This is a genomic window from Burkholderia sp. Bp8984 (genome assembly GCF_003853755.1).
Taxonomy (GTDB): Bacteria; Pseudomonadota; Gammaproteobacteria; order Burkholderiales; family Burkholderiaceae; genus Burkholderia.
The window spans coordinates 78,423-104,171 of sequence record NZ_QTQN01000020.1; the positions used below are offsets into that span (position 1 = coordinate 78,423).

At 68.2% G+C, this 25,749-nt stretch carries 23 protein-coding genes; 6 read left to right on the forward strand and 17 right to left on the reverse strand.

Features of this window, described 5'->3' with window-relative positions:
• Window positions 1–96: 96 nt before the first annotated feature.
• A complete protein-coding gene (gene grxC / locus DID98_RS20775) occupies window positions 97–357 on the reverse strand; it encodes a glutaredoxin 3 (RefSeq protein ID WP_044848224.1) in 261 nt (86 codons plus the stop codon).
• Window positions 354–776, reverse strand: a complete 423-nt coding sequence (locus DID98_RS20780; protein ID WP_050014781.1) for a rhodanese-like domain-containing protein — start codon at window positions 774–776, stop codon at window positions 354–356. The genes grxC and DID98_RS20780 overlap by 4 nt, the downstream gene beginning before the upstream one ends.
• A 136-nt stretch (window positions 777–912) precedes the next feature.
• Between DID98_RS20780 and gpmA the strand changes: the two genes are divergently transcribed.
• The 3 genes from gpmA (at window position 913) to DID98_RS20795 (ending at window position 4,332) form a co-directional block, all read left to right on the forward strand.
• Complete coding sequence (gene gpmA, locus DID98_RS20785) at window positions 913–1,659, forward strand: 2,3-diphosphoglycerate-dependent phosphoglycerate mutase (RefSeq protein ID WP_044848226.1); 747 nt, start codon at window positions 913–915, stop codon at window positions 1,657–1,659.
• A 246-nt stretch (window positions 1,660–1,905) separates the two neighbouring features.
• Window positions 1,906–3,447: a S41 family peptidase gene (locus DID98_RS20790; RefSeq protein ID WP_124486538.1), complete on the forward strand. Its 1,542-nt coding sequence runs from the start codon at window positions 1,906–1,908 to the stop codon at window positions 3,445–3,447.
• 132 nt (window positions 3,448–3,579) lie between these two features.
• Window positions 3,580–4,332, forward strand: coding sequence for a molybdopterin-synthase adenylyltransferase MoeB (locus DID98_RS20795; RefSeq protein ID WP_124571334.1), 753 nt, complete (start codon window positions 3,580–3,582; stop codon window positions 4,330–4,332).
• A 100-nt stretch (window positions 4,333–4,432) separates the two neighbouring features.
• Here the strand turns inward: DID98_RS20795 and ptsP are convergent, their stop codons facing one another.
• The 7 genes from ptsP to DID98_RS20830 form a co-directional block, all read right to left on the reverse strand.
• Complete coding sequence (ptsP, locus tag DID98_RS20800; RefSeq protein ID WP_044848237.1) at window positions 4,433–6,205, reverse strand: phosphoenolpyruvate--protein phosphotransferase; 1,773 nt, start codon at window positions 6,203–6,205, stop codon at window positions 4,433–4,435.
• 207 nt (window positions 6,206–6,412) lie between these two features.
• Window positions 6,413–6,682, reverse strand: coding sequence for an HPr family phosphocarrier protein (locus tag DID98_RS20805; RefSeq protein ID WP_006752075.1), 270 nt, complete (start codon window positions 6,680–6,682; stop codon window positions 6,413–6,415).
• A 74-nt stretch (window positions 6,683–6,756) separates the two neighbouring features.
• Window positions 6,757–7,227 carry a PTS sugar transporter subunit IIA gene (locus DID98_RS20810; RefSeq protein ID WP_044848229.1) on the reverse strand — a complete coding sequence of 157 codons (471 nt, stop codon included), beginning with the start codon at window positions 7,225–7,227 and terminating at the stop codon, window positions 6,757–6,759.
• A 231-nt stretch (window positions 7,228–7,458) separates the two neighbouring features.
• Window positions 7,459–8,415, reverse strand: a complete 957-nt coding sequence (gene gshB / locus DID98_RS20815) for a glutathione synthase (RefSeq protein WP_124571335.1) — start codon at window positions 8,413–8,415, stop codon at window positions 7,459–7,461.
• 25 nt (window positions 8,416–8,440) lie between these two features.
• Entirely contained in the window at window positions 8,441–9,730 is a 1,290-nt protein-coding gene (gene gshA / locus DID98_RS20820) for a glutamate--cysteine ligase (protein WP_044848231.1), read from the reverse strand.
• A gap of 241 nt (window positions 9,731–9,971) precedes the next feature.
• Complete coding sequence (locus DID98_RS20825; RefSeq protein ID WP_124571336.1) at window positions 9,972–11,489, reverse strand: ammonium transporter; 1,518 nt, start codon at window positions 11,487–11,489, stop codon at window positions 9,972–9,974.
• A 33-nt stretch (window positions 11,490–11,522) separates the two neighbouring features.
• Window positions 11,523–11,861, reverse strand: coding sequence for a P-II family nitrogen regulator (locus DID98_RS20830; RefSeq protein ID WP_006398175.1), 339 nt, complete (start codon window positions 11,859–11,861; stop codon window positions 11,523–11,525).
• Between the two features lie 365 nt (window positions 11,862–12,226).
• Between DID98_RS20830 and DID98_RS20835 the strand changes: the two genes are divergently transcribed.
• Complete coding sequence (locus DID98_RS20835; protein ID WP_006398174.1) at window positions 12,227–12,478, forward strand: accessory factor UbiK family protein; 252 nt, start codon at window positions 12,227–12,229, stop codon at window positions 12,476–12,478.
• 292 nt (window positions 12,479–12,770) lie between these two features.
• Window positions 12,771–14,435: a YifB family Mg chelatase-like AAA ATPase gene (locus DID98_RS20840; protein ID WP_124571337.1), complete on the forward strand. Its 1,665-nt coding sequence runs from the start codon at window positions 12,771–12,773 to the stop codon at window positions 14,433–14,435.
• Between the two features lie 334 nt (window positions 14,436–14,769).
• On the opposite strand, the gene DID98_RS20845 is transcribed toward DID98_RS20840, so the two are convergent.
• Complete coding sequence (locus DID98_RS20845) at window positions 14,770–15,342, reverse strand: hypothetical protein (RefSeq protein WP_044846738.1); 573 nt, start codon at window positions 15,340–15,342, stop codon at window positions 14,770–14,772.
• A 163-nt stretch (window positions 15,343–15,505) separates the two neighbouring features.
• On the opposite strand from DID98_RS20845, the gene DID98_RS20850 reads away from it, so the two are divergent.
• Window positions 15,506–16,042, forward strand: coding sequence for a peroxiredoxin (locus DID98_RS20850; RefSeq protein ID WP_124571338.1), 537 nt, complete (start codon window positions 15,506–15,508; stop codon window positions 16,040–16,042).
• 103 nt (window positions 16,043–16,145) lie between these two features.
• On the opposite strand, the gene DID98_RS20855 is transcribed toward DID98_RS20850, so the two are convergent.
• The 7 genes from DID98_RS20855 to DID98_RS20885 all read right to left on the reverse strand — a co-directional run bounded on the left by DID98_RS20855 (window position 16,146) and on the right by DID98_RS20885 (window position 25,735).
• Complete coding sequence (locus tag DID98_RS20855; RefSeq protein ID WP_044846740.1) at window positions 16,146–17,501, reverse strand: sigma-54 dependent transcriptional regulator; 1,356 nt, start codon at window positions 17,499–17,501, stop codon at window positions 16,146–16,148.
• A 72-nt stretch (window positions 17,502–17,573) separates the two neighbouring features.
• Window positions 17,574–19,598: an ATP-binding protein gene (locus DID98_RS20860; RefSeq protein ID WP_124486543.1), complete on the reverse strand. Its 2,025-nt coding sequence runs from the start codon at window positions 19,596–19,598 to the stop codon at window positions 17,574–17,576.
• Window positions 19,599–19,602: 4 nt separating this feature from the next.
• Entirely contained in the window at window positions 19,603–20,892 is a 1,290-nt protein-coding gene (locus DID98_RS20865) for a dicarboxylate/amino acid:cation symporter (RefSeq protein ID WP_044846742.1), read from the reverse strand.
• Between the two features lie 361 nt (window positions 20,893–21,253).
• Window positions 21,254–22,939: a cation acetate symporter gene (locus DID98_RS20870; protein ID WP_124571339.1), complete on the reverse strand. Its 1,686-nt coding sequence runs from the start codon at window positions 22,937–22,939 to the stop codon at window positions 21,254–21,256.
• An 11-nt stretch (window positions 22,940–22,950) separates the two neighbouring features.
• Window positions 22,951–23,256: a DUF485 domain-containing protein gene (locus DID98_RS20875; RefSeq protein WP_014895931.1), complete on the reverse strand. Its 306-nt coding sequence runs from the start codon at window positions 23,254–23,256 to the stop codon at window positions 22,951–22,953.
• A 97-nt stretch (window positions 23,257–23,353) separates the two neighbouring features.
• A complete protein-coding gene (locus tag DID98_RS20880) occupies window positions 23,354–24,559 on the reverse strand; it encodes a CaiB/BaiF CoA-transferase family protein (protein WP_124571340.1) in 1,206 nt (401 codons plus the stop codon).
• Window positions 24,560–24,589: 30 nt separating this feature from the next.
• Window positions 24,590–25,735: an acyl-CoA dehydrogenase family protein gene (locus DID98_RS20885; RefSeq protein ID WP_124571341.1), complete on the reverse strand. Its 1,146-nt coding sequence runs from the start codon at window positions 25,733–25,735 to the stop codon at window positions 24,590–24,592.
• Window positions 25,736–25,749 lie beyond the last annotated feature (14 nt).

Sequence of the window (25,749 nt, forward strand, 5' to 3'; positions counted from 1 at the left end):
AAAAGTGGTGACGCGGCGGCCCGGCTTCACGCCGGCCGCCTCGGTTGAATCCTGCGCGCTCATGCCGCGGCGCGGCCGGCGGCCATTCTGCCCTAATCAGGCCGCTTGCAGAAGCGGCACGAGCCCGCCTTCGCGGTCGAGCTTCGACAGATCGTCGTAGCCGCCGACGTGCGTGTCGCCTATGTAGATTTGCGGGACCGTGCGACGGCCGGTGCGCGTCATCATTTCCTCACGGCGGGCCGGATCGCGGTCGATCAGCACCTTTTCGATCTGCTCCACGCCGCGCAGCTTCAGCAGGCGCTCGGCCTGAATGCAATACGGACACACCTGCGTGCTGTACATCAAAACCTTGCTCACTTCGCCACTCCTTGTTTGACGACCGGCATCCCGGCCTGCTGCCAGGCGGCAACGCCGCCCTCGAGCACGTGTACCTCGGCATAGCCTGCCGCCTCGACCTCGCGCGCCGCCTTCTGCGACTGCTGGCCGTTCTGGCAGACGAGCAGCACGGGGGTGCTCTTGTTTTTCGCGACCTGCGCAATTTTCGCGCCGATCTCGCCGGCGGCGACCTGGCGCGCCGACGGCAGGTGGCCGGCGGCGAAGTCGGACGCGGTACGCAGGTCGATCACGACCGCGTTGCGGCGATTGATGAGCTGCGTCGCCTCCGCGGCCGACAGGCCGCCGCGGCCGCGGCGCAGGGCCGGCCATGCGAGCAGGCCGCCGGAAACCAGAAGGATCGCGATAAGGGCCAGGTTCGTGTAATTGGTAAAGAACGTCACGGAATGCCGCCGGAAAAAGAGAAATCGGATGAGGACAATCGCGCCATTATAAAATAACCGCCTTGCGCGATGGCGGACCCGGGCCGGGTACCGCGCGACGCGCCCCGCTTCCCTATCACTACCGACCGCAAGATCCATGTACAAACTCGTTCTCATCCGCCACGGCGAATCGACGTGGAACAAGGAAAACCGCTTCACCGGCTGGGTCGACGTCGACCTGACCGAACAGGGTCGCAACGAGGCCTATCAGGCCGGCGAATTGCTCAAGGAGGCCGGCTACACGTTCGACATCGCCTACACGTCGGTGCTCAAGCGCGCGATCCGCACGCTGTGGCACGTGCAGGACAAGATGGACCTGATGTACCTGCCGGTCGTCCACTCGTGGCGCCTGAACGAGCGCCACTACGGCGCGCTGTCGGGCCTGAACAAGGCGGAAACGGCCGCCAAGTTCGGCGACGAGCAGGTGCTCGTGTGGCGCCGCAGCTACGACACGCCGCCGCCGGCGCTCGAGCCGACCGACGAGCGCGCGCCGTTCGACGATCCGCGCTACGCGAAGGTGCCGCGCGAGCAGCTGCCGCTCACCGAATGCCTGAAGGACACGGTCGCGCGCGTGCTGCCGCTGTGGAACGAGTCGATCGCGCCGGCCGTCCGTGCGGGCAAGCAGGTGCTGATCGCCGCGCACGGCAACTCGCTGCGCGCGCTGATCAAGTACCTCGACGGCATCTCGGACAGCGACATCGTCGGCCTGAACATCCCGAACGGCGTGCCGCTCGTGTATGAGCTCGACGAGAACCTGAAGCCGATCACGCACTACTACCTGGGCGACCAGGACGCGATCGCGAAGGCGCAGGCCGCCGTCGCGAAGCAGGGCAAGGCGGGCTGATACCCGTCGTGCCGGGCGGGCCGCCTCGCGCGCGGCCTGCCCGGCTGCTCCGGCGCGCGGGCGCGAACCTTCGCGGCCCCGGTGCTGTCGAACCCGCTTTCGAATCCGCTGCGCATCCGGCGCCCCCGCCGGGACCGGGCTCCCGGACCATTTCGCACCGGTCCACTGAGCAATCGGGCGAACAGTTATACTTGTCCGCTACATCCCCGCTACCGCCACGCGCTTCCCGACCGCACCAGACTCTCTATGCGAATGAAATTGAAGAACATCGGCCTGATTGCCGCGGGCCTCGCCACGGGCGTATTCGCCACGCTGCAGGTTTCGGCATCGGCCGAGCAGACCGCCACGGCACCGCTTCCCCTCGACCAGCTCCGCCTGTTCGCGGAAGTGTTCGGCCAGATCAAGCGCGAGTACGTCGAGCCGGTCGACGACAAGAAGCTGCTGACGGCGGCGATCAAGGGCATGGTGTCGAGCCTCGACCCGCACTCGTCGTTCCTCGACAAGACCGATTACGACGAGCTGCAGGAGCAGACCAAGGGCCGCTTCGCGGGTCTCGGCATCGAGATCTCGCAGGAAGACGGCCTCGTCAAGGTGATCTCGCCGATCGAAGATACGCCCGCGTTCCGCGCCGGCATCCGTCCGGGCGACCTGATCACGCGCATCAACGACAAGCCGGTGCGCGGCATGACGCTCGACAAGGCCGTCAAGCAGATGCGCGGCGAGCCGGGCACCAAGGTCACGCTGACGATCTTCCGCAAGAGCGACGACCGCACGTTCCCGATCACGGTCACGCGCGCGATCATCAGGGTCCAGAGCGTGAAGATGAAGCTGCTCGACCCGGGCTACGCATATATCCGGATCACGAGCTTCCAGGAGCGCACGACGCCCGATCTCGCCGCGAAGCTGCAGGACATCGCGCGCCAGCAGCCGAACCTGAAGGGCCTGATCGTCGACCTGCGCAACAACGGCGGCGGCCTGCTGCAGAGCGCGGTCGGCGTCGCCGGCGCGTTCCTGCCGCCCGACTCCGTCGTCGTGTCGACCAACGGCCAGATCCCGGATTCGAAGCAGGTCTACCGCGACACCTACGACAACTACCGCCTGCCGTCCTTCGACGGCGATCCGCTGAAGAGCCTGCCGCCGATCTTCAAGACCGTGCCGATGGTCGTGCTGACGAACGCTTACTCGGCGTCCGCGTCGGAGATCGTCGCCGGCGCGCTGCAGGATTCGAAGCGCGCGCAGATCATGGGCAAGACGACGTTCGGCAAGGGCTCGGTGCAGACGGTCCGTCCGATGACGGCCGACACCGCGCTGCGCCTGACGACCGCCTACTACTACACGCCGAGCGGCCGTTCGATCCAGAACAAGGGCATCACGCCCGACGTGCCGGTCGATCAGTATGCGGACGGCGATCCGGACGACGTGCTCGTGACGCGCGAGGTCGACTACACGAACCACCTCGCGAACACGCAGGATCCGAACGAGAAGAAGGAACAGGAAGAGCGCGAGCAGCGCCGGATGGATCAGCTGCGCGTCCTCGAGGAGCAGAACGACAAGAAGACGCCGGAGCAACGCCAGAAGGACCGCGATCGCAAGCCGATCGAGTTCGGCAGCGCCGACGACTTCATGATGCAGCAGGCGCTCAACAAGCTCGAGGGCAAGGCGGTGCAGGAATCGAAGTCGCTGCTCGCCGAGAGCACGACGAAGAGCCCTGCGACCAAGGCCGCGTCCCCCGCGAAGGCGTCGGGCACGAAGGCCGCCGCACCGAAGCCCGCGTCGGCGCCGCAGTAAGCGCCGGCCGGCATCCGACGGGCCATCGCGGGAAGACCGCGATGGCCCGTTTTTCATGTGCGCCTAGAATACGCAGATGGACGCAGAGGCGTCCGCGCCGCCGCCGGCGGCATGCCTCACCCGACCTCTCCCATGAACGACGATCAACTCCTCCGCTACTCCCGCCACATCCTCGTCGACGAAATCGGCATCGAGGCGCAGCAGCGCTTCCTCGACGCGCATGCGATCGTCGTCGGTGCCGGCGGTCTCGGCTCGCCGGCCGCGATGTATCTCGCGGCGTCCGGGGTCGGCACGATCACGCTCGTCGACGCCGACACGGTCGACCTCACGAACCTGCAGCGACAGATCCTGCACGTGACGGCCTCGGTCGGCCGCAGCAAGGTCGAATCGGGGCGCGACGCGCTCGCGCAGCTGAACCCGGAAGTGACCGTGCATGCGGTCGCGGCGCGCGTCGACGATGCATGGCTCGACGCGCACGTGCCGCAGGCGACCGTCGTGGTCGACTGCACCGACAACTTCGCGACGCGCCATGCGATCAACCGCGCGTGCGTCGCGCACGGCGTGCCGCTCGTGTCAGGCGCCGCGCTGCGCTTCGACGGCCAGATCAGCACCTTCGACTTCCGCGACCCGGCCGCGCCCTGTTACGCGTGCGTGTTTCCGGAGGACCAGCCGTTCGAGGAAGTCGCGTGCGCGACGATGGGCGTGTTCGCGCCGACGGTCGGGATCATCGGCGCGATGCAGGCCGCCGAAGCGCTGCGCGTGATCGGCGCGATCGGCACGACGCTCAACGGGCGGCTGATGATGCTCGATTCGCTGCGGATGGAATGGACGACGATGAAGATCGCGCGCCAGGCCGACTGCCCCGTGTGCCAGGGCCGGCACTGACGCGCGCGGGATGCATGAACGCATGCGCCGGGCGGCGCATGCGCGACGTTTCGCTACCTTCGCGACGCGCACGACGGTCTCGCCGCGCAGTCCGCGCCGCCTAGGCGGCCGCGTCCGCGCGCGGTTCCGCGACCGACAGGCGCTTGAGCGCCGCCTGCACCTCCTCCGGCTCGAACGCGGCCAGCACGTCGGCCGTCGGCTTCTCGAGCGCCTTCAGGTGCGCGCGCAGGATCTCCTGCTTCACGACCAGCAACTGGCTCGGGTGCATCGAGAACTCGGTGAGCCCCATCCCGAGCAACAGGCGCGTGAGCGCCGGATCGCCCGCCATCTCCCCGCACACCGACACCGACACGCCTGCACGCTTCGCCTCGCGCAGCGTATAGGCGATCAGGTGCAGCACCGCCGGATGCAGCGGGTCGTACAGGTGGGCGACCGCGTTGTCCGCGCGGTCGATCGCGAGCGTGTACTGGATCAGGTCGTTCGTGCCGATCGACAGGAAATCGAAGCGCTTCAGGAACAGCGGCAGCGCGATCGCGGCGGCCGGGATCTCGATCATCGCGCCGACGCGCACGTTCGGATCGTATGCGAGCCCCGCGTCGTCGAGCTGGCGCTTCGCCTCGCGGATCAGGTCGAGCGTCTGGTCGATCTCCTGCGCGTGCGCGAGCATCGGGATCAGGATCTTCACCTGCCCGAACGCGGACGCGCGCAGGATCGCGCGCAGCTGCGTGAGGAACATCTGCGGCTCGGACAGGCTCCAGCGGATCGCACGCAGGCCGAGCGCCGGGTTCGGCGCCGTCTCGTAGCCTTCGTCGAGCGCCTCGAGCGGCTTGTCCGCGCCGACGTCGATCGTGCGGATCGTCACCGGCATGCCCTTCATCCACTCGACCGCGCGCTTGTACGCGGCGAACTGCTCCTCCTCCTCGGGCATCTCCTTCTGATGCATGAACAGGAACTCGGAGCGGAACAGCCCGACGCCGACCGCGCCGGCCTCGACCGCCGCCTTCGCGTCGTCGGGCAGCTCGATGTTCGCGTAGAGGTCGATCTTCGTGCCGCACAGGGTTTGCGTCGGCGAGAACTTCAGGCGCTGCAGCTTGCGCTGTTCGAGCAGCTTCTCGGACTGGCGGTACGAATATTCCTCGAGGACGATCGGCGCGGGATCGACGATCACGATCCCCTGGTCGCCGTCGACGATGATCAGGTCGTCCTGGCGGATCAGCGAACTCGCATGCTGGACGCCGACCGCGGCCGGAATGCCGAGGCTGCGCGCGACGATCGCCGTGTGCGACGTGCGGCCGCCGAGGTCGGTGACGAACGCCTGGAACGACTGCGTCTTGAACTGCATCATGTCGGCCGGCGCGATGTCGTGCGCGACGACGATCATCTCGTTCGTACCGTTCTTGGCCGCGCGATCGAGCGCCTGCGACGCCGACGGCGCACCGGCGAGCGCCTTCAGCACGCGCTCGACCACCTGCTCGATGTCGGCCTTGCGCTCGCGCAGGTATTCATCCTCGATATCGTCGAAGTGGCGCGTGAGCAGCTCGAGCTGCTCGGTCAGCGCCCATTCGACGTTGTAGCGTCGCGTGCGGACCAGGTCGATGGTTTCCTGCACGAGCATCGCGTCGCTCAGGATCATCGCGTGGACGTCGATGAACGCACCCACTTCGGTCGGGGTGTCGTCGGTCAGGTCGGCGCGCAGCGCCTCGAGTTCGCGATGCACGACCTCGCGCGCCGTGCTGAAACGCTCGACCTCGGCGTCGATCTGGTTCGCCTCGACCAGGTAATGGGCGACGTCGAGCGCCGCCGGCGCGATCAGATACGCTCGCCCGATCGCGATACCACGTGAGACGGGAATGCCATGCAGCGTGAAGGACACGCGCACCTCCTCTGTACATGTAAAGCCGCGGCACACTGCTGCGATGCGCTTATGACCCCGGTTAGCGATTATAAATTCCGCACCTCCGTGCTGGCTGCATGCAGCGCAGCATTGCGATTTCCGCATCAATGCTACGGACAAAAAAAATGCCGCGACATACGCGGCATTCTGCTTCGAAACGGCAACGATCGCGGGGCAGGCCCCGGATCACTGACCTTCGCCGAACTTGTCCGCGATCAGCTTGAGCAACGCGTCCATCGCCTCGCGCTCGTCCGGACCTTCGGTCTCGATCGTCACGCTGCTGCCGATGCCCGCCGCGAGCATCATCACGCCCATGATGCTTTTCGCGTTGATCTTGCGTCCGTTGCGCGTCATCCAGACTTCCGACTGGAAGTTGCCGGCCAGTTGCGTAAGCTTGGCCGATGCGCGCGCATGGAGCCCCAATTTGTTGACGATGGTGGTTTCTTGTTGAAGCATGGTTCTCGGTCGGGTCGGTCGAGGCCGCCGGCGACGTGCGTCGGCGGGTCGGTCTAAAACGGAAAACGGGACGGTCAGTGCGATTCGGTGCGCGGTTGCGGCTCGGGCGGAATCGGCGCGCACTGGCCGCAGCCGGTTTCCGAAGGCGGCGGCGGCGTGCCGGCAGACACCTCGTGGACGCCCTTCGCGCCGCCGGACAGCGCCTTGTCGACGAGCTTGTCGAGCGGCACGGTACGGTAGCAGACGGCGCGCACCAGCATCGGCAGGTTCACGCCCGCCAGCACGCGCACGTTGTCGAGCTTCGCGAGCTGGCCCGCGATGTTCGCGGGCGTCGCGCCGTACATGTCGGTCAGCACGACGACGCCGTTCTCTTCCCTGAGCCGCGCGAGCTCCGCGTGTGCGAACGCCATCACCTGGGTCGGGTCGCTGTCCGCCAGCACGTCGATGCAGCCGATGCGCGCGGGCACGCCGCCGTAGATGTGCGCGATGCAGTCCCGCAGCGCGGTGGCGAGCGGCGCGTGCGCGATGATCAGAATCCCGGCCATGTCAGACTGCCCCCGGCCGCCCTTGGCGGGCCGACGCCCCGCAGCGGGGCAACGAGCATAGCGAGTATGGGAAACGTTTCATGTTCAGCCTTGCAACGGTTTCGGCCCGACCGCCGGGCCTTCGGCGCGCTGGTCGCGGCACCGGGCAAGCGGGCATTGTAGCAGGCCGGTCGAACCGCTCCGGCGACGGGGGGCCTGCGCGGCCGCCGCCGGGCTTGCGCGGAAAGCGGGCTACGCGGCCGCCCGCTCCAGCGCGTCGATGAACATCGCGGCGACGTCGAAACCCGTCTGCTCCATGATTTCGCGGAAGCACGTCGGGCTCGTCACGTTCACCTCGGTCAGCCAGTCGCCGATCGCGTCGAGCCCGACCAGCAGCAGCCCGCGCGCGGCGAGCACCGGCCCGAGCGTCGCGGCGATCTCGCGGTCGCGCGGCGTCAGCGGCTGCGCGACGCCGAGCCCGCCCGCGGCGAGATTGCCGCGCACCTCGCTGCCCTGCGGAATCCGCGCGAGCGAATACGGCACCGGCTCGCCGGCGATCAGCAGAATGCGCTTGTCGCCCGCCTTGATCTCGGGAATGAACTTCTGGATCATCAGCGAGCGCGTGCCGTCGTGGCCGAGCATCTCGATGATCGCGCCGAGATTCATCCCGTCGGCCTTCACGCGGAACACGCCCATCCCGCCCATGCCGTCGAGCGGCTTCACGATCACGTCGCCATGCTCGGCATGGAACGCTCGCAGGCGCGCGGCGTCGCGCGTGACGAGCGTCGGCGCGACGAACTGCGGAAACTCGCCGATCGCGAGCTTCTCCGAGTGATCGCGGATCGACTGGGGCTTGTTGAACACGCGCGCGCCCGCCCGTTCGGCAAGCTCGAGCATCCAGGTGGCCGTCACGTATTCCATGTCGAACGGCGGATCCTTGCGCATCAGCACCGCGCCGAACGACGTCAGCTGACGCGATTCGTGCGCGGCCGCCTCGAACCACGGCTGGCGATGCAGGTCGGCCGTGTCGCCGACGATCGTCACGCGCTGCACGTCAGCCTCGACGCCCGAGCCCGTCCATGCGAGCTGGTGCGGCTGGCACGCGTACACCGCATGCCCGCGCCGCGCGGCCTCCGCCATCATCGCGTAGGTCGAATCCTTGTAGATCTTGAAGCGCTCGAGCGGGTCGGCGATAAAGAGAATGTCCATGCGGGTCCTGTACGTAGCGAAGCCGTTACACCTGGATGGCTTCGGGATCGGTCTTTTCCAGTTCGATCGACGACGCGATCAGCGACAGGCGCGCGACGACGCCGTACATGTAGAAACGGTTCGGCGGCGCGGCGCCCGGCTTCGCGCCGGCATCCGGCAGCGCGGTGTGCTCGAAGCCGAGCGGCACGTAGTGCATGCCGGGCGCGTTCAGGTTCTGGTCGCGCTCGCGGCCGCCGTGCGTGCGGTAGAAACCGCCGACCACGTAGCGGTCGATCATGTACACGACCGGCTCGGCCACTTCGTCGCCGACGCGCTCGAACGTGTACACGCCTTCCTGGACGATCACGTCGCGCACCGCGAGGCCGGCCTTCGACTCGGCCATCTGCGCGCGCTCGGCCTTCGACATGCGGCCGATCTCGGCCGCGTCGTGCACGGTCATCACGCCGCGCCCGGCGGTGCCCGCGTCGGCCTTCACGACGACGTACGGCTTTTCGCTGATGCCGTATTCGCGATACTTGCGCGCGATCTTCTTCAGCACGCCGTCGATCGCGTCGGCGAGCGCCTGCTCGCCTTCATGCGCCTGCCAGTCGACGCCTTCGACGTGCGCGAAATACGGATTCACCATCCACGGATCGACGCCGACCATCTTCGCGAACTTCTTCGCGACGTCGTCGTAGCACGAGAAGTGCGTCGACTTGCGGCGCACGGCCCAGCCCGCGTGCAGCGGCGGCAGCAGGTATTGCTCGTGCAGGTTCTCCAGCACGGCGGGAATCCCGGCCGACAGGTCGTTGTTCAGCAGGATCGAGCACGGATCGAAATTCTTCAGGCCGAGGCGGCGCTGCGAACGCTCGAGCGGTTCGAGCACGATCTTCTGGCCGTCGGCCAGCGTGATCGGCGTCATGTCGGTGATGCTCGGGTCGAGCGAGCCGAAGCGCACGTTCAGGCCGGCCTGGCGCATGATCGTCGCGAGCCGCGCGACGTTTTCCAGGTAGAACGCGTTGCGGGTCGGCAGCTCCGGAATCACGAGCAAGTTCTTCGCGTCCGGGCAGATCTTCTCGATCGCGGCCATCGCGGCCTGGACGGCGAGCGGCAGCACTTCGGACGGCAGATTATTGAACGCGCCGGGGAACAGGTTCGCGTCGACGGGCGCCAGCTTGAAACCGGCGTTGCGCAGGTCCACCGAACAATAGAACGGCGGGGTGTGTTCCTGCCATTCGAGCCTGAACCAGCGTTCGATCGCAGGCGTCGCGTCGAGGATCTTCTGCTCGAGCTCGAGCAGCGGACCGTTCAACGCGGTAACGAGGTGGGGAACCATGAATCACTCGCGAGCGGGAGAATGAAGATTGTAGAGCAATTGCCTTGCCCATTTGGGGATTGTTCCCGGCTTCACAAGGATATGGAGGAAGTTTTCGGCTATTGACCCGATAGCCTGAAGGGTTATGCGCTACGGCAGCACGCGGCAGGAGAAAAAAAGCCCGCCGGGTGGCGGGCCGAAGTCGCTGCGCTCATTCGTGGCGGGCGCCGTCTGCGCGGCGGCCCGCCGTCATCCTTGTGAGTTATTCGACATGTTCGCCGTGCAGGATCACGTCGAGGCCCTCGCGCTCTTCCTCTTCGGACACGCGCAGGCCAATCGTCAGGTCGATCAGCTTCAGCAGCACGAAGCTCAGCACGCCGCTGTAGACCAGCGTGATCAGCACGCCCTTCGCCTGCAGCAGCAGGCTGCCGTCGGCGCCGCCGATGTCCTTGACCGCGAACACGCCCGTCAGCAGCGCGCCGAGAATCCCGCCAATGCCGTGCACGCCGAACGCGTCGAGCGAATCGTCGTAGCCGAGCTTCGACTTGAGCCACGTGGCCGACCAGAAGCAGATCACGCCCGCCGCGATGCCGATCACGAGCGCACCGGCGACGCCGACGAAGCCGGCAGCCGGCGTGATCGCCACGAGACCCGCGACCGCGCCCGACACGATGCCGAGCACCGACGGCTTGCCCTTCGCGACCCATTCCGCAAACATCCAGCCGAGCGCCGCGCAGGCGGTCGCCACTTGCGTGGTCAGCATCGCGAAGCCGGCACGGCCGTCGGCCGCGACCGCGGAGCCCGCGTTGAAGCCGAACCAGCCGACCCACAGCATCGAGCCGCCGATCATCGTCAGCACCAGGTTGTGCGGCGCCATCGATTCGCGGCCGTAGCCGACGCGCTTGCCGAGCACGAGGCACGACACGAGGCCCGCGATACCGGCGTTGATGTGCACCACCGTGCCGCCCGCGAAGTCGAGCACGCCGTCGGCCGACAGCCAGCCGGTCGGCTCCCACACCATGTGCGCGATCGGCACATAGACGATCAGCGACCAGAGCGTCATGAACACGAGCATCGCCGAGAACTTCATGCGATCGGCGAACGCGCCGCAGATCAGCGCCGGCGTGATGATCGCGAACGTCATCTGGTAGACGAAGTAGACCGATTCCGGAATCGTCGTCGCGAGATGGCTGACGGTCAGCGTGGTCGCCTTGTCGCCCTTGATGTAGTTCATGCCGTGCAGGAACACGCGCGACAGGCCGCCGATGAAGCCGTTGCCCGGCGTGAACGCGAGGCTGTAGCCCACCACCGTCCACAGCACCGTGATCGCGGCGGTGATCGCGAAGCTCTGCATCACGGTCGCGAGCACGTTCTTCTTGCGGACCATGCCCGCATAGAACAGTGCGAGGCCGGGGATCGTCATGAACAGCACGAGCGCGGTGGACGTCAGCATCCACGCGGTGTCGCCGGCACTGATCTTCGACGAATCGACGGAGAACGGCTCGGTCGGCGCGGCGGGTGCGGCCGGCGCGGACGCGGCGGCGGCGGCCGATGCGTCGGTGGCGGCGCCCGAAGCGGGTGCGGCGGCAGCGGCAGGTGCCGATGCGTCGGTGGCGGCCGGCGCCGAAGCGGCGGGAGCCGCGGCTGCCGATGCATCGGACGCCGTGGCGGCGGGCGCGGACGCTGCCGCGGCGGAGGCCGCGTCGTCGGCGAGCGCGGGACCGACGCCAGCCGCGATCAGCGAGCCAGCCATCAGCAGGGACATCAGAAGTTTGCGCATCTCGGGTTTCCTCTTGTCGCTTGTCTTGGTCTGTTACAGCGCGTCTGCGCCGGTCTCCCCGGTCCGGATCCGGATCACTTGCTCGATCGGCGTGACGAAGATCTTTCCGTCGCCGATCTTGCCGGTGCGGGCTGCACGCTCGATCGCCTCGACCGCCTGGTCGACGAGATCGTCGGACACGGCCGCCTCGATCTTCATCTTCGGCAGGAAATCGACCACGTATTCGGCGCCCCGGTACAGCTCGGTGTGCCCCTTCTGGCGCCCGAACCCTTTCACCTCAGTGACCGTGATGCCCGAGACGCCGAGCGCGGAGAGCGCTTCGCGCGTCTCATCGAGCTTGAACGGCTTGATGATTGCGGTAATCAGTTTCATGGAGTCCTCTCGCAGGTTGATCCCGTCGAATTGGTTGGAATGGTGTGACCGTCTCTCCTCAGCAACTCGCATGCCATGTTCGCGCGAGCACCGCCTCGAACGGCTCCGAAACGGGGTTGCATCGGGTGCTGAAAGGTACGGAAAGATGCGGAAGCCCGGCCGAATGGCCAAAGTGGCCCAGGTTTGCTGGCGCGCCGAAAGGATCATTGCTAGAGTGCACGCACGTCCCGGATCTCCGGGCCATTCACCCATGCGGGCGCCATGCCCGGAATTCGCGCCACGCGCGCACCATTTCCGGTCATGCGTGCATCATGGGCACGTACGCAACTGAAGATGCACACTTTTTGTGCAAGGAAGGAAATCTCATGAAGCAACCCAGCGATGTTTTCAACGACCTGCAGTCGCGCGTCAGCGACCTGCTGAAAAACTCGCCGGCCAAGGATGTCGAGCGCAACGTGAAGGCCATGCTGTCGCAAGGCTTCTCGAAGCTCGATCTCGTCACGCGCGAGGAGTTCGACACGCAGGCACAGGTGCTCGCCCGCACCCGCGTGCGTCTCGAGGAACTCGAGAAGCGCGTCGCGGAACTCGAGCAGAAGCTCGCAGCGTCCCAGGCCTGACGCCCAACCCGACCGACAGGTCCGGGCGCGGGCCGCCTCGTGCGGCCCGCGCCTGACATCCGAAGTCGGCCGGTCAGCCGTTCCGTCGTTCCTCGCAATTCCCCGCTCTTCGCTGTTCCTCGCTCTTCGCTGTTCCTCGCTCTTCGCTCTTCGCTGTTTGTAGCGCTTCGCTGTTCGTCGTTCCTCGTTCTTTTCCGCGCCACGCCGGCAAGCGCGCACCGATTCCTCCGATTCCCGCGGCATGCGGCCCGAATGGCCGTTGCCCGTCCGATTCATTTAAAGGAGCCTCGCCATGTCGCTCGCCGTGGTGCGCAGTCGCGCGCCGGCGGCCGGCCGCGCGCCGGACGTCACCGTCGAAGTCCATCTTGCCAACGGATTGCCGTCGTTCTCGATCGTCGGCCTGCCCGATCTCGAAGTCCGCGAAAGCCGCGAGCGCGTGCGCGCCGCGCTGCAGAACTGCGGATTCGACTTCCCCGTCAGGCGCATCACCGTCAATCTCGCGCCGGCCGACCTGCCGAAGGAGTCCGGCCGCTTCGACCTGCCGATCGCGCTCGGCATCCTCGCCGCGAACGGCCAGCTCCCGACCGACGCGCTGGCCGGCCGCGAATTCGCGGGCGAACTGTCGCTGACCGGCGCGCTGCGGCCGATGCGGGGCGCGTTCGCGATGGCGTGCGGCGCGGCACGGGACTGGCGCGCCGCGGCGACTGGAGCGGGCTTCGGATCCTGCGCCGCGGAGACCGGATCCGGCTTCGGGCCCGCCGCCGCGGGGACCGGCGCGGGCTTCGGGTCTCGCGCCGCGGCCGTCGCGCCGTGCGGGCCAGCGGCCGCAGCCCGTCCGCCCGAGCTGTACCTGCCGCTCGACAGCGCGGCCGAGGCCGCGCTGGTGCCGGGTGTCACCGTGTTCGGCGCGCCCGACCTGCCCGCGCTGTGCGCGCATCTGGCCGGTGCGCCGGATGCCCGGCTCGCGCCGGTCGAGGCGCCCGGCCTCGAAGGCGTGCCGGCGCCGGCCGCCCCCGATCTCGCGGACGTCGTCGGCCAGCGCGGCGCCCGGCGCGCGCTCGAAGTCGCCGCCGCGGGCGGGCACCACATGCTGATGATCGGGCCGCCCGGCGCCGGCAAGTCGATGCTCGCCGCGCGCCTGCCCGGCCTCCTGCCGCCGCTGACCGACGACGAGGCGCTGGCGTCGGCCGCGCTCCTTTCCGCGAGCCGCATCGGCTTCTCGCCCGCGCACTGGCGGCGGCGCCCGTTCCGCGCGCCGCACCACTCGTCGAGCGCCGCCGCGCTGGTCGGCGGCCGCAACCCGCCGCAGCCGGGCGAGATCACGCTCGCGCACCTCGGCGTACTGTTTCTCGACGAGTTGCCCGAATTCGACCGGCACGTGCTGGAGATGCTGCGCGAGCCGCTGGAAGTCGGCCGCATCACGATCTCGCGCGCTGCGCAGCAGGCCGACTTCCCCGCCGCGTGCCAGTTGATCGCCGCGATGAATCCGTGCCCGTGCGGCTGGCATGGCGATCCGTCCGGGCGCTGCCGCTGCACCCCGGAGCTCGCCACGCGCTATCTGCGCAAGCTGTCGGGGCCGTTGCTCGACCGCATCGACATCCAGATCGACCTGCCCGCGCTATCGCCGGCCGAACTCGCGTCGCGCGCGACGGCGCCCGGCGAGCCGAGCACCGCGGTCGCCGCGCGGGTCGCCCGGGCGCGTGCGCTGCAGCTCGACCGGCAGGGCAAGACCAATCACATGCTGAGCGGGCGCGAGACCGACGACCTGTGCCGGCCGACCGACGACGGTGAGCGGCTGCTGCGCGAGGCCGGCGAGCGCTTCGGCTGGTCGGCACGCGCGTATTTCCGCGTGTTGAAGGTCGCACGGACGATCGCCGACCTGGCCGGTGACCCGTTGCCGACGGCCGCGCAGATCGCCGAGGCGATCCGCTACCGGCGTGCGCTCACGGCGCTGTGAATGCCCGCGGAGGACAAAATATGACTGTCAAGACTTGACTTATGCACAATTTCACGAATCCGGCCCCTGATCACCCGGCGCGGGCACCTCTTCGTCATGAGATTCGTATCCCTTTGTTTTTATTGATTTTTCCGAAATGGATGGCCAACCGTCAAATGCGCCGGAAGGCCGTCCGGCGCGGCTTTGCGGGCGATTCGGTCAACTTTTCAACAAAGTTATCCACATGCGCTGTGGATAGCCGAAAAATCCCCGCAAAATCCGGCGATTAGCGTCGAAAGCTGCGAATGAACTTTCAATTGTCATGAAGTGTCTGAGCGCCCTCGCCGGCCGCTGTTCAGTCGAGCTTGAACGAGCCGAAAAACTGGTCCAGCTGCTCCTGCGCGAGCGGCCCGTCGGCGATCGCGACGGCCTGGTACGCGTGCCGGCCGCGCGCCACGAGCCGCGCGACGATCGTCTTGCGCGAGCGGTCGCCGCCGCTCGCCGCGCCCGCGATGCGCAGCTCGAGCCCGTTCACCGCGCCGCCGGCCGCGAGCGGCACCGGCACCGAGGCCGTCTGCGGCACGCCTTCGAGATTGCGCGACAGCCCGGAACGCAGGAACTCGAGCGCCGCGCGGCGCGTGTCGTCGCGGTCGTCGGGCAGCGTCAGCGTGCCGACCGCGAACACCGCGCCGTCGACGTGCGCGGCCTGCATCCGCATCGGCATCGACGCGCCGCCGACCGCCACCGGCTGGTTCTCGACGGTCGGCTTCGCCGGCAGGTCGATCGTGTAGCCGGCGTCGTTGTGCAGCGTACGCCAGTCATATGACGGCGAGCACGCGGCCAGCGCCGCGCTCACGCACGCGAGCGCGGCGAAGTGTCGCAGCGGACGAAAAAGGGGGCGCAACGAATCGATGACTTCCTTCGGCATGGCAGTGATGGGGACAGGCAAAAGGCCCATTATCCGCCGAAGCCGACACCCGGGATGTGTGGCGGCCGCCGGTGCGTGCGCCGCATTCGCGCTAAAATAACCGCCGAATTTCGACGTCCTTTGCATCGATCCGCGTCATCGACCGACTCCGAGAGCACCGCAGATGAACACCACGCCTCCCGCCCAGCGCCGCACCGGCCCCGCCCGCTATATCGTCGCGGCCGTCGTCGTCGCGGCCATCGCCGTTGCCGGCTTCTTCGCGTTCAACGGCAAGGCCACCGTGCCGGACGCCACGTTCACGCTGCTGTCCGGTCAGAAGGTGTCGACGGCCGGCGACCTGAAGGGCAAGGTCTACCTCGTGAACTTCTGGGCGACGAGCTGCGCGACCTGCATGCAGGAAATGCCGCAGATGGTCGATACCTACAATCGCTTCAAGGGTCAGGGGCTGGAGTTCGTCGCGGTCGCGATGAACTACGATCCGCCGATGTACGTCGCGAACTATGCGCAGACGCGCCAGCTGCCGTTCAAGGTCGCACTCGACGACGGCAGCGTCGCGAAGCAGTTCGGCAACGTGCAGCTTACGCCGACAACCTTCGTCGTCGACAAGGACGGCAAGATCCTGAAGCGCTACGTCGGCGCCCCGCAATTCGCGGAACTCGACGCGCTGCTCAAGAAGGCGCTCGACGGCAACGCGGCCTGAGCGCCGCCTCCGCACGACACGACGCGCAGGGCCGCCCGCCGCGCCCTGCTCCACATGACGGACCGCACGACCGGCCAGCCCGGTTCCGCGGTCCGTCTCTTTTTCAGCGCTCGGTTTCGCCTTTCGCCGACAGCCCGTAGCGCTTCATCTTCTCGTACAGCGTCGCCTTGCCGACATGCAGCCGGTCGGCCGTCGCGGCGACCGCGCCGCCCGTCTGGTTCAGCGCCTCGGCGATCACCGCGCGCTCGAACTGCTCGATGCGCTCCTTCAGCGTCTGGTCGCTCTCGGCGTCGTCGCCGCTCGCACCGGCTTCCTGCGGCATGTCGGCGACGCCGAGCACGAAGCGGTCGGCCGCGTTGCGCAGCTCGCGCACGTTGCCGGGCCAGTCACGCTGCATCAGGCTCGCGCGCTGCCGGTCGGTCAGCACGGGGGCCGGCCGCCCGTAGCGCACGGCCGCGTCGAGCATGAAGTGCTCGAACAGCGGCACGATGTCCTCGCGGCGCTCGGCGAGCGGCGGCAGCGCGATCGTCACGACGTTGAGCCGGTACAGCAGGTCGCGCCGGAACGTGCCGGCCGCGACGAGTTCGCTCATGTCGCCTTTCGCGGCCGCGACGACGCGGCAGTTCACGCGGATCGGCTGATTCGAGCCGAGCCGCTCGAGCACGCCGTCCTGCAGCACGCGCAGGAGCTTCACCTGCAGCGCGAGCGGCATGCTTTCGATTTCGTCGAGGAACAGCGTGCCGCCGGACGCATATTCGAGCTTGCCGACGCGGCGCTTCGCGGCGCCGGTGAACGCGCCGGGCTCGTAGCCGAACATCTCCGACTCGAACATCGGCTCGGGTAGCGCGCCGCAGTTCACCGCGATGAACGGCTTGTCGCGGCGCGGCGACAGCTCGTGCAGGCTGCGCGCGATCAGCTCCTTGCCGGCGCCCGTGTCGCCGTTGATCAGCACCGATGCGTCGGTGGGCGCGACGTTCGCGATCAGCTTGCGCACCTGTTCGATCGCCGGACTGCGGCCGATGATGCGCGGCGCGACGATGTTCTGGCCGGCCAGCTCGCGCCGCAGCGCATGGTTCTCGAGCACGAGCTCGCGCCGCTCGAGCGCGCGGCGGACCGTCTCGATCAGCCGCTCGGCCGCGAACGGCTTTTCGATGAAGTCGTACGCGCCGTCGCGCATCGCCTGCACGGCCATCGAGATGTCGCCGTGGCCGGTGACGAGGATCACGGGCACGTCGGGCACGCGCTCGCGGCACTGCGCGAGCAGGTCGAGCCCGCTTGCGCCGGGCAGCCGGATGTCGCTGACGATCGCGCCGGCGGTTTCCGCGACGATCGCCTTGTCGGCCGCCTCGGCCGATTCGAACCCGACGACGTCGAACCCGGCGAGCTGGAGGCTCTGCACGCTCGCCCGGCGAACGAGCGCATCGTCTTCGATATAGATCACTTGCAGCCGGTTGGCCATCGTAGTCACTTGCTCCTGACAGACCGCGCGGCGGTGGTGCGCGCGGCTCTCGTTGATGCGGTCGTGCGGTGCCTAGCGCGAGCCCGCCGGCTCGGACACGGCGTCCGGATGATGCGTGCGCGCGCGCCGCAGCGTCAAGACGAACAGCGCGCCGCCGGACGGCGCATTGCGCGCGGTCAGCGCGCCGCCCGCGTCGCTCGCGATCGACGACGAGATCGCGAGCCCGAGCCCGAGCCCGCGCCCCATTTCCTTGGTCGTGAAGAACGGTTCGAACAGTCGCGGCAGCAGCTCGGGCGCGATGCCGGAGCCGTTGTCGCGCACCTCGACCGCGAGCGTCGCGACCGACACCGCGATCGTCACTTCGATCGCCGGCGCGGCGACGCCCGCGACCGCGTCGAGCGCGTTGCCGAGCAGGTTGATCAGCACCTGCTCGAGACGCAGGTCCTCGCAGCGGGCGACGAGTTCCGGATAGTCGCGCGCCAGGTCGAGCGGCGCATCCTGCGCGGGCGACACCGTCGCATCCTGCAGCGTCAGCGTGAGCGCGACGCCGCGCAGCCGGTCGCCGAGCAGCGACAGCACGCTGCGCAGCGCGCGCACGACGAGCGCCTGTTCGTTGCGCGGCTTCGCGCGGCCGACGAACAGCTTCAGCTGGTTGGTGATCTTGCCCATCCGCTCGGTCAGCGCGGCGATCGCCTCGAGGTTCTCGCGCGCGGCCGCCTGCTCGCCGCGATCGAGCAGCACGCGCGTGTTGTCCGAGAAGCTGCGCAACGCCGCGAGCGGCTGGTTCAGTTCATGCGTGATGCCGGCCGCCATCTGGCCGAGTGCGGCGAGCTTGCTCGCCTGGATCAGTTCGTCGTGCGCGGCGCGCAATTCCTGCTCCGCGCGGATCCGGTCGCCGACTTCCTTCTGCAATTGCTCGTTCGCTTCCGACAGGTCGGCCGTGCGTTCCTCGACGCGCCGGTTCAGCTCCGCATACGCCTGCTGCAGCAGCGCGCGGCCGCGGATCATCTCGCGCACGCGCGCGCGGCGCATGCGCCAGTAGAACGCGAGCAACGCGACCGACACGAAGCCGAAGCCCGTGACGATCGTCGCGTTGCGCGCGTCGGCGTCGATGGGCGCGATCGGCGCGAGCGTGACGAGCAGCCAGTCGGGCTCGCCGATCCGCCGCTTGCTGGCGAGGAAACGCGGCGCGCGCAGGCCAGGGCCTACGCCGGCCGCACCGAGGCGCACGATCTCCGCATCGGCGCCGAGCACCTGCTCGACGCGCAGCGGCAGCGGCGTGACGGGCTGCTGCGCGTACTGGCGCGTCTCGTAGATCGACGCGGCGACGGGCCCCGTCAGCGGATGCAGCGTGTGGTACTTCCAGGCGGGCACGGACGACAGGAACACGACGCCGTGATCGTCCGCGACGACGAGCGGCTCGGACGCGTCGGCGCCCTGGAACCATTCGAGATTGAGCTTCACGACGACGACGCCCGCGATCCTGCCGTCGCGCCACACCGGCTGCGAGATGTAGTAGCCGGGGTCGCGGGAGATCGTGCCGATCGCGAAGAAGCGGCCGACCCGGCCGTTCATCGCGTCGATGAAATATGGACGAAACTGGTATCCGGTCCCGACGAAGCTGTCCGGCGCGCGCCAGTTGCTGGCGGCGACGCACAGGCCGTCCGCGCCGATCACGTAGGTGACGGTCGCGTGCGCGTGTTCGTTGAGGTCTTCGAGATAGCGGTTCGCGCGCGCGGTGAAATCGGCGCGCTTCGGCTCGGCGAGCAGGTCCAGCACGTACGGATGGCTGCCGAGCAGATAAGGCAGCGATTCGTAGCGGTCGAGCGTGCTCTTGAGCGCGTTGGTGGTGCGGTCGACCCGCACCGCGGCGTTGCGCTGCAGCTCGGCGACGCCGCGCTGCCACGTGATGGTCCACGTCAGCGCGCACGCCGCCGCGAGCGCGGCGGCAAGCACGACGAGGATGAGCAGGCGGCGCTTCACGGACGTGACTTCCTGGCGATGCGGATCGCCTATTGTGTCATAGGGCGCCTCGTCGCTGCCCCGGCCGCCGCGCGGCGCACCGCCCGCGGGCGGTGCCGCCGCCTGCTCCTTCATGACGTCAGACGCCGGCCGTCTCGGTCGGCGTGACCTCGCCGCCGCCCTTCAGCGCCTGGCGCAGCTTGTTGCGGTCGAGTTCCTTCTCCCAGGCCGACACGACGACCGTCGCGACGCCGTTGCCGACGATGTTGGTCAGCGCGCGGCATTCGCTCATGAAGCGGTCGATGCCGAGGATCAGCACCATGCCCGACAGCGGGATCGTCGGCACGACCGCGAGCGTCGCGGCGAGCGTGATGAAGCCCGCGCCCGTGACGCCGCTCGCGCCCTTCGACGTCAGCATCGCGACCGCGAGCAGCGTGAGCTGCTGCATCCACGTGAGTTCGATGTTGGTCGCCTGCGCGATGAACAGCACGGCCATCGTCATGTAGATGTTGGTGCCGTCGAGGTTGAACGAATAGCCGGTCGGCACGACGAGGCCGACGACCGAACGCGAGCAGCCGGCTTTCTCGAGCTTTTCCATCAGTTGCGGCAGCGCGGCTTCCGACGAGCTCGTGCCGAGCACGATCAGCAGCTCTTCCTTGATGTACGACACGAAGCGGATGATCGAGAAGCCCGTGAAGCGCGCGATCGCGCCGAGCACGACCAGCACGAACACGACCGACGTCAGGTAGAACGTGCCGATCAGCTTGAGCAGCGGCACCAGCGAGCCGACGCCGTACTTGCCGATCGTGAACGCCATCGCGCCGAACGCGCCGATCGGCGCCAGCTTCGTGACGATGTGCACGATGCCGAACAGCACGCGCGTGAGGCCGTCGATGAAGTCGGTCACGACCTTGCCTCGTTCGCCGAGGTGCGCGAGCACGCTGCCGAACAGCAGCGCGATCAGCAGGATCTGCAGGATTTCACCCTGCGCGAACGCATCGACCATCGTGTTCGGGATGATGTGCATCAGGAAGTCGACCGTCGACTGTCCGTGCGCCTTCGCCGCGTACGATGCGACTTCCTTGCCGTTCAGCGTCGCCGGATCGATGTTGAAGCCGACGCCCGGACGCAGGATGTGCGTGGCCGCGAGGCCGAGCAGCAGCGCGAAGGTCGACACGATCTCGAAGTACAGCAGCGCCTTGCCGCCGACGCGGCCGACCTTCTTCATGTCCTCCATGCCGGCGATGCCGGTGACGACCGTACAGAAGATGATCGGTCCGATCACCATCTTGATCAGCTTGATGAAGCCGTCGCCGAGCGGTTTCATCTCGGTGGCGAGCGACGGATAGAAGTGGCCGAGGATCACGCCGACGATGATGGCGAAGATCACCTGCACATAGAGCACTTTGTAGAAGGGTTTCTTCTTCACGATGGTTCCTGCTGAAGTAGATGATGAGCCGGTGGAAACGGCGTCACGCGCGCAGGCGAATGTCTCAGGGGAGAAGGCATTCGCCCGCGCGGCTGCCGTGCCGCAACAAGCGATGCCTCAGGACATCCGGAGGGGGAGGAAGGCATTGGTCATCGGTTGTCTCCTTGCTTGCTGTAGTAGTTCGGCCGGGGGATGGCCGTGCGCTTTATATCGCAAGGTCGATGCCAGGTTTCCGGAGCCCCTCAAGCCGTTGTTTTCATTGTATTTCTCATAATGCGGCAGGCAAGGAAATCCGGGATTCCGGATTTCCGGAAAATATCCGTCCGGCGATCCGGACGGAGCGATCGTTTCATCAGACGAATCAATGCTGCACGGCTTCACCGGCCAGCACGCCCGTCTGCGCATAGAACTCCTGCTGCGCGAACGCGTCGCGCTCGCGACGCGCGCGCTCGCCGCGGTCCGCGAGCGAGCCGACGACAATCCCGACGAACGCGAGCGGCACCGACACGAGCGCCGGGTTGTCGAGAAACACCGGCGCGTGCGCGTGGTGCAGCACGTCGACCCACACCGACTTCGACAGCACCGTCAGCGCCACCGCCGACGCGAGGCCGAGGCCGCCGCCGAGCACCGCGCCGCGCGTCGTCATCCCGCGCCAGAAGATCGACATCGCGAGCACCGGGAAATTGGCGCTGGCGGCCACCGCCGCGACGAGGCCGACCATGAACGCGACGTTGACGTGCTCGAACAGGATCGACAGCGCGATCGCGACCGCGGACAAGCCGATCGTCGCCGCGCGCGAGATGCGCATTTCCAGCCGCTCGTCGGGCTTGCCGCGCGCCCACATCTGCGCATACAGGTCGTGCGAGATCGTGGTCGCGCCGGCGAGCGTCAGCCCGGCGACCACCGCGAGGATCGTCGCGAACGTGACGGCCGCGATGAAGCCGTAGAACCAGTTGCCGCCGACCGCCTGCGCGAGCTTCACCGCGACCATGTTCGAGCCGCCGAGCAGGTCGTGCGTCAGGTTGAACGTGCCGTTCGCGCCGAGCCGGAAGAATTCCGGATGCTGCGCGAGCAGCACGATCGCCGAGAAGCCGATCACGAACGTCAGCAGATAGAAATAGCCGATGAAGCCGGTCGCGTAGAGCACCGACTTGCGCGCCTCCTTCGCGTTCGGCACCGTGAAGAAGCGCATCAGGATGTGCGGGAAGCCGGCCGTGCCGAACATCAGCGCGATGCCGAGCGACAGCGCGTTGGCCGGATCGCGGATCAGCTTGCCGGGCCCCATGATCGACAGCGCGCCCGGATGCACGGCCACCGCGCGACGGAACATCTCATCGACGCTGAAGCCGAATTCGGCGAGCGCGAGCAGGACGAGCAGCGTCGCGCCGCACAGCAGCAGCACGGCCTTGATCACCTGCACCCAGGTGGTCGCGGTCATCCCGCCGAAGAACACGTAGACGACCATCAGCACGCCGACGATCAGCTCGGCCGTGCCGTACGACAGCCCGAACAGCAGCTGGATCAGCTTGCCCGCGCCGACCATCTGCACGACCAGGTACAGCACGACGATCGTCAGCGCGTTCGCGGACGTCAGGAGCCGGATCGGCCGCTGCGCGAAGCGGTACGCGACCACGTCGACGAACGTGAACTTGCCGAGGTTGCGCAGCGGCTCGGCGATCAGGAACATCACGAACGGCCAGCCGACCAGGAAGCCGATCGAGTAGATCAGCCCGTCGAAGCCGAACATGAACACCATCCCCGACAGCCCGAGGAACGACGCGGCCGACATGTAGTCGCCCGCGATCGCGAGCCCGTTCTGCAGCCCGGTGATGCCGCCGCCGGCCGTGTAGAAGTCGCGCGTCGAACGCGTGCGGCGCGCGGCCCAGCGCGTGAGCGCGAGCGTCGCGAACACGAACGCGAAGAACATCGCGATCGCCACCGGGTTCAGCTCGACCTTGTCGGGCATCGGGCCCGCGACGCCGGTCGCGTGCGCGGTGGAGGAAACGAGAACGGCCAGCGCGCCGAGCGCGCTCGAAGTGCGTCGCATGTCGGCCTCCGTCACGAACGCTGCAGGATCGCGTCGACGCGGCGGTCGAACGCACGGTTCGCGCGCAGCACGTAGCACGCGGTCAGCCCGATCGCGACCAGGATGATCGCGACGCCCGCGGCGATCCCGACCGTGGTCGTCGCACCGCGGTACAGCGGCGCCGCAAGCACGTGCGGCGCGAGCGCGACGAGCAGGATGAAGCCGTAGTACGTGGCGATCATCAGTGCCGTGAGCGTGAAGCTGAAGCGGCGCCGTGCGCGCACGAGCTGCTGGTAGTCACGGCGCGCCGTGACCGATTCGATGACGGAAAGCTCCATGGTGTCTCCAATGTCTCCTCGTCGTTTCGCGAGAAGTGTCTTGTGGATGGCCGGCGCGCCCATCGATCCGCCCGCGCCGTGGCGGCACGTCAATGCGTTACACGACGCGATCCGCGCGCAGTCGCGCGACCTCGTCCGCCGACATCCCGAGCCAGCCGCCGAGCACGTCGTCCGTATCCGCGCCGAGCACCGGCGGCGCGCCGCGCACCGGCAGCCGCGCACCGTCGAAGCGATACGGCGGCGCCAGCACGTCGACGCCGCCCGCGACCGGGTGCGGCTGCCGCGTGACGAGCCCCGCCCGGGTCGCGCGCTCGGAGGTCAGCGCCTCGTGCAGCCCGAGCACTTCGCCGCACGGAATGCCGCCGGCGGCGAGCGCCGCGAGCAGCGTCGCGCGCGGCCGCCGCGCAAGTTCGCCGCGAATCTCCGGCAGCAGCGCGGCGCGGTTCTCCGAGCGGCCGAGATTGGTCTTGTAGCGTTCGTCCGCGGCGAGGTCGGGCCGCTCGATCGCATCGCAGAAACGCGCGAACTGCGTGTTGTTGCCGACCGTGATCACGAGCGGGCCGTCGGCCGCGTCGAACACGCCATACGGCACGATCGACGGATGCGCATTGCCGTAGCGCGGCGGATCCTCGCCCATCAGCAGCGCATCGAGCCCGTAGTACGCGGTGATCATCAGCCCGCAGTCGAACAGCGCCATCTCGATGCGCCGCCCGCGCCCCGTCGCATGACGCTCGTACAGCGCGGCGAGGACCGCCTGCGCCGAATACATGCCGGTGAACAGGTCGACCGCCGCGACACCGAATTTCAGCGGCGGCTGGCCGGCCTCGCCGTTCAGCGCCATCAGCCCGGCCTCGCCCTGCACGACGAGGTCGTAGCCGGGCCGCGCGGCTTCCGGGCCCGAGCGGTCGTAGCCGGAAATCGCGCAATGCACGAGCCGCGGATTGAGCGCGGCCAGCGCGTCGTAGCCGAGCCCGAGTTTTTCCGCGCCGCCGAACTTGAAGTTGTGCAGCACCACGTCGGCCTGCGCGGCCAGCTCGCGCGCGAGCCGCCGCCCTTCGTCGGTCTGCAGGTCGAGACAGATCGAGCGCTTGCTTCGGTTCACGCTGTTGAAGTAGGTCGTTTCGGTGTCGCCGATCCGCAAGCCCCAGTCGCGCGTGTCGTCGCCGCGCGCCGGATGCTCGACCTTGATCACTTCCGCGCCGAAATCGGCAAGCACCATCGCGCACCACGGGCCTGCCAGCACACGCGAGAAATCGAGCACCTTCACGCCGGCCAGCGGCAACGCGCGCGATTCGTTCGTCATCCTCGTCTCCTCCATTCGCGTCGTTCGTCTTTATTGTTTCGACAGCGCGATGTAGCGCGCGAGATGGTGATCCTCGTCGCCGAGCTGGTGATCGATCATCACGAGCCGCTTCGCGTAATGCGACAGCGGCAGCTCCCACGTCATCCCGATCCCGCCGTGCAGCTGGATGCTCTCCTCGGCGACCAGCGTGCCGATCCGGCCGATGGTGTACTTGGCCGCCGCGAGCGCGCGTTCGCGCACCGCGCGCGGCGCATCGAGCTGCGCGGCCGCGTTGATCACCGCCGAGCGCGCCTGCTCGACTTCGAGCAGCAGGTCGGCCATCCGGTGCTGCAGCGCCTGGAAGCTGCCGATCGGCATGCCGAACTGCTTGCGCGTGCGCAGGTAGTCGAGCGTCGCTTCCTTCGCGACGTCCATCGCGCCGAGCGCCTCCGCCGACAGCGCGAGCAGCCCGTAGCCGAGCACGTGTTCGAGCAATGCGGCGCCTGCTTCGTCGTCTTGCGTTTCCGGCACGGCGAGCGCCGCATCGCCCGGCAGCACGACGCGCTCGAAGCGCACCTCGGCCGCGCGGCCGCCGTCGATCTTCTTGTAGTCCCGCAGCGACACGCCCGGCGCGTCGGCCGGCACGACGAACAGGCCGATGCCGGCCGCGTCGTCGTCCTGACCGGACACGCGCGCGCTGACGACGAAGAACGCCGCCTGCGCGGCCTGGTCGACGACGCCTTTCGCGCCCGTCAGCACCCAGCCGTCGCCGGCACGCTCGGCGCGCGTGCGCACGGTCGTCAGTTCGTAGTGCGAGCCCGGCTCGTCGTGCGCGAACGCGGCGCTCGCGCTGCCGTCGATCAGCGCGGCCAGCCGCGCGCGATGCGCGTCGCCGCCGGCCAGCGCCAGCGCGCGACCCGCGAGCAGCGTGCCGAGGAACGGCTCGACCACGAGCCCGCGGCCGAGGCATTCGAACACCACGGCGATGTCGAAGCCCGCGCCGCCGAAGCCGCCGTCGGCTTCGGAAAACAGCGCGCCGACCGCGCCGAGCTCGGCGAAGCGCCGCCACATCGCGCGATCGAAGCCTTCGGCCGACTGCGCGATGCGGTCGCGCACCGGGAACGCATACCGTTCGGTGATGAAGCGGTTCAACGTGTCCGCCAGCATCCGGCGGTCTTCTGTGTGCTGGAAATCCATCGTCGCGTCCCTCG